Raw genomic sequence first — 4,260 nt, forward strand, 5'->3', positions numbered from 1 at the left:
GGTCGTGTTCATGATGAAATCCTTTGAAGAAAAAGAAGCGTCTCAATAAAGCCGGGACAGAAACCATTCCTGAACCGGGTTCGGTGAGTCGCCTTGCGGGTTCGGCTCATCGATGGGTTGAACTGTACGCCGCACGTGTTCAGAGAAAAACCAGCCAGTCGCGAACTGTCTGTTCCAGTTTTGGAAATAATGGCTGGTGGGTGGATGGGCCTGCCGATCAGGTGGTAATCCGCATGTAACTGGTTTCGTGTGAAAATTGAAATTCAATTACATAACCCGCAGAGACAAGCCCATGCAAATCCGCCGCGCCACCAAGATCGTTGCCACCCTGGGTCCCGCATCGAGCGACCCGCAACTGCTGGAGGCCATGATCCGTGCAGGCGTCAATGTGGTGCGCCTGAACTTCAGCCACGGCAAGGCGCAGGACCACATCGACCGCGCCACCACGGTGCGCGCCGCCGCGCAGCGCGCCGGCCGCGAAGTGGCCATCATGGCCGACCTGCAGGGCCCCAAGATCCGCGTCGGCAAGTTCGCCGAGAGCAAGGTGCAACTGGTGCCGGGTGAGAAATTCGTGCTCGATGCCTCGCGCACCGAACCGGGTGACATCAACGGCGTGGGGCTCGACTACAAGGAACTGCCGCGCGACGTGAAGGCCGGCGACGTGCTGCTGCTCAACGATGGCCTCATCGTGCTCACCGTGGACGCCGTGCGGGGTGAAGAGGTGCACACCACCGTCAAGCTGGGTGGCGAGCTGTCCAACAACAAGGGCATCAACAAGCAGGGCGGCGGCCTCACGGCACCCGCGCTCACGGCCAAGGACATGGAGGACATCCGCACCGCGATGAGCTTCCAGGCCGACTACGTGGCGGTGAGCTTTCCGAAGAACGCGACCGACATGGAGATGGCGCGCCAGCTGTGCAACGTGGCGGCGTCCGAGTTCCGCCACAAGCCGGGCCTGATCGCCAAGATCGAGCGCGCCGAGGCAATTCCGCACCTCGAAGCCATCCTGCGCGTGAGCGACGGCATCATGGTCGCGCGTGGCGACCTGGCCGTGGAAGTGGGCAATGCCGCCGTGCCAGCGCTGCAAAAGAAGATGATCCGCATGGCGCGCGACCTGGACAAGGTCGTCATCACCGCCACGCAGATGATGGAGAGCATGATCACCAACCCCGTGCCTACGCGCGCCGAGGTGAGCGACGTGGCCAATGCCGTGCTCGACGGCACCGATGCCGTGATGCTCAGCGCCGAGACGGCGGCGGGCAAGTACCCGCTCGAAACCGTGATGGAAATGGCCACCATCTGCGCCGCCGCCGAGGCCGCCGAGGACCACCCCCTCGATGCCGATTTCACGGGCCAGACCTTTGGCCGCATCGACCAGTCCATCGCCATGGGCGCGCTGTTCACGGCGCACCACCTGGGCGCCAAGGCCATCGTGGCCATGACCGACAGCGGCGCCACGGCGCTGTGGATGAGCCGCCACCGCATCCACATCCCGATCTATGCGCTCACCCCCAAGGTGGCCACGCAGCGCAAGATGGCTATGTACCGCAATGTGCGCCCGCTGCTCATGGACACCAGCGCCGACCGCGACACAGCGCTGGAGCAGGCCGAAGGCCACCTCAAGACGCGCAACATCGTGCAAAAGGGCGACGTCTACGCCATCACCTGCGGCGAACCCATGGGCGCGCCCGGCGGCACCAACAAGCTCAAGATCTGCCGCGCGGGCTGATCCCGGGGGGGCTCAGGCCGCGGGGGCCGCAGTGCCCGGCGTCCGGGCCATGCGGTCCCGCAGCACACGTGCGGAAAGGTCGCACATCCAGGCGACGGTCCAGCACAGCCAGCCTGACCACAGAGTGTGGCTCATGAAATGCGCGCCCCGCGCCTGCTGGGCCAGGCCCAGCAGCAAACCCCCCGCCAGCGAAGCCGCCAGGCAGGCCCACGCCGCCTGCGGCTGCGAGCGCCGCAGGGCGAACCAGCCCCCGACGAAGGCGAAACCGGCCGAGGCATGGCCGGCGGGGAAGCACCTGCCGCCGCCGCCATCCACCAGGCCCCAGGCCCAGTGCGAGGCATAGCGCGCCACGCCGCCGAATTCGGCCAGGTCCCAGGGGCAACTGGTGCTGCTCAGGTTCTTGGCGATGCCCACCGCGGCCAGTGCGAGCAGCGCACTCGCCACCCACTGCAGGCGCTCACCCATGTCCAGGCGGCGCAGCGGGCCCAGGGGCCACCACACGCCGAGTGCCAGCAGCAAGACGAGCAACCAGCCCACCCGTCGCGCCCCTTCGTGCGCCACGTGCACGAAGAACCACTGGTCGCGCATCGGAAATCCCGAGGCATCGCCAAAGGGACGGGCCAGCGACCGGTCCTGGCCCAGGAAGTCCCACAGCACCACGAGGGCCAGGCAGGCCAGTGTCCAGGCCGCGATGCGCCGCTGTGCGGAGAACGGGGGGAGGGCGGGGTCAAGGGGCGAGGAAGGCAGGCGCATGGGGCGACGATAGGAATCCGCTCTTAAGGCCGTCTTAAACCCCTGCGGCGGCCTGGGCGCAGGCTGCGCGGGACTGCCACAATGCGCGCATGCGAATCCTTGTCGTGGAAGACGATGCCGGCATTGCCAGCGGCCTGCGGACCAACCTGCAGCAGCGTGGCTACGCCGTCGATGTGTGCGATGGCGTGGCGGGCGCCTGGGCGGCCCTGCGCGCCGAGCGCTTCGATGCCGTGCTGCTGGACCTGGGCCTGAAGGACGGCGACGGCAGCGAAGTGCTGCGCCGCCTGCGTGCCAGCCCTGCCGCGACCGCCGGGGCCCAGGCTGCGGTGGCACTGCCCGACCCGGCCACGCCGGTGCTGATCCTCACGGCGCGCGACCACGTGACCGAGCGCATCGCCGGGCTGGACCTGGGGGCCGACGACTACCTGGTCAAGCCCTTCAACGTCGATGAGCTCGAAGCCCGGCTGCGCGCCCTGCTGCGCCGTGCCACCGGCCGCGCCACCCCCACGCTGCGCCATGGCGACATCGAGCTGGACCCCGGGGCGCGCACGGTGCTCCAGGCCGGGCAAGCGGTGGAGATGTCGCCGCGAGAGTTCTCGGTGCTCTGGGTGCTGATGGATGCACGTGGCCGCGTGCTCTCGCGCCAGCAAATCGAAGAGCGCCTGTACAGCTGGGACGTGGCCATCGAGAGCAATGCCATCGAGGTCTACATCCACCACCTGCGCCGCAAGCTGGGCAGCGCCTGCATCCAGACCATGCGCGGCGTGGGCTATTTCATGCCGCAGGAGAAAACCGGATGATGAAGGCCTGGGGCCGGCGCCTGCTGCGCGTGGCCGGCAGCGCCTCGCTCACCCGACAGCTGCTGCTGTGGTCGCTGGGAGCCCTGGCCCTGGTGTGGGCCAGCTTTGTCTACCTGGGCTACCAGACCGGCATCCACGAGGCCGACGAACTGACCGACGGCCACCTGGCCAGCGTCGCGGCGCTGCTGCTCAACCTGCGCGCGTCCGAGTCGGTGGATGTGGAGAACACCACCCAGCGGGCCGCTATGCCCTGGCTCAAGGCGCACGACTACCAGCAGTCGCTGAGCGTGGTGCAGTGGGACGCCCAGGGCCGCCTGCTGGCACACACTGGCAGTGCTCCCCTGCCCGCCTTCAGTGCGGCCGAAGGCTTTTCCAACCTCACGCTGGGCCCCAAGGCGACGGTGTGGCGCAGCTTTTCCCAGTGGTCGGCCGACCGCAGCCGCAAGGTGGTGGTGCTGCTGGAACTGGGTGAGCGCGACGACCTGGCCGAGGACATCGCCGAGCAGATGGTGGAGCCCGGCCTGTGGCTGCTGCCCGTCGTGGCCCTGGCGCTGGGACTGGCGCTGTGGCGTGGGCTGCGCCACGTGTACGAGCTGTCGCGCGAAGTGGCCTCGCTAGACCCGGCCAGCGCCGAGCGGCTGACCGCCCGGCGCGCCTGGAGCGAGTTCGAGTCGGTGGTGGCGTCCATCAACACGCTGCTGGAGCGCCAGCAGGCCGCCATGGCACGCGAGCGCCGCCTCGCCAACGAGGTGGCGCACGAACTGCGCACGCCCCTGTCGTCGATTGCATTGCAGGCCAGCGCGCTCGACAAGGGGCTGGACATCGAGGCCCAGGCCCAGGCGGTGGCCCGCATCGGCCAGGACGCGCTGCGCGCCGGCCATGTGCTCAACCAACTGCTGGCCCTGGCGCGCACCAGCCGGGCCGAGCTGCACGAGGCCAAGGCGCCGCTGGACCTGGCGGCCATCGGCCGCGCGGTCT

4 protein-coding genes are annotated in these 4,260 nt (G+C 68.5%); 3 read left to right on the forward strand and 1 reads right to left on the reverse strand.

Annotation, left to right across the window (positions count from 1 at the left end):
* The first annotated feature begins 292 nt into the window (after window positions 1-292).
* Window positions 293-1,729 (forward strand): pyruvate kinase, encoded by a 1,437-nt coding sequence (gene pyk / locus ACK59X_RS08660; protein ID WP_409956516.1) that lies wholly within the window; start codon window positions 293-295, stop codon window positions 1,727-1,729.
* A 12-nt stretch (window positions 1,730-1,741) separates the two neighbouring features.
* Here the strand turns inward: pyk and ACK59X_RS08665 are convergent, their stop codons facing one another.
* Window positions 1,742-2,482 (reverse strand): phosphatase PAP2 family protein, encoded by a 741-nt coding sequence (locus ACK59X_RS08665; RefSeq protein WP_409956518.1) that lies wholly within the window; start codon window positions 2,480-2,482, stop codon window positions 1,742-1,744.
* A gap of 89 nt (window positions 2,483-2,571) precedes the next feature.
* On the opposite strand from ACK59X_RS08665, the gene ACK59X_RS08670 reads away from it, so the two are divergent.
* Window positions 2,572-3,282, forward strand: a complete 711-nt coding sequence (locus ACK59X_RS08670) for a response regulator (RefSeq protein WP_409956520.1) — start codon at window positions 2,572-2,574, stop codon at window positions 3,280-3,282.
* On the forward strand, window positions 3,282-4,260 hold a 979-nt coding region (locus ACK59X_RS08675; protein WP_409956522.1), incomplete at its 3' end, for a histidine kinase dimerization/phospho-acceptor domain-containing protein. The genes ACK59X_RS08670 and ACK59X_RS08675, both read left to right, overlap by 1 nt.

Source organism: Acidovorax sp. (genome assembly GCF_046339755.1).
GTDB lineage: Bacteria > Pseudomonadota > Gammaproteobacteria > Burkholderiales > Burkholderiaceae_C > Acidovorax.

Coding starts and splice junctions, on each gene's coding strand:
- pyk (WP_409956516.1), top strand. CDS start 293: ATGCAAATCCGCCGCGCCACCAAGATCGTTGCCACCCTGGGTCCCGCA.
- ACK59X_RS08665 (WP_409956518.1), bottom strand. CDS start 2,482: ATGCGCCTGCCTTCCTCGCCCCTTGACCCCGCCCTCCCCCCGTTCTCC.
- ACK59X_RS08670 (WP_409956520.1), top strand. CDS start 2,572: ATGCGAATCCTTGTCGTGGAAGACGATGCCGGCATTGCCAGCGGCCTG.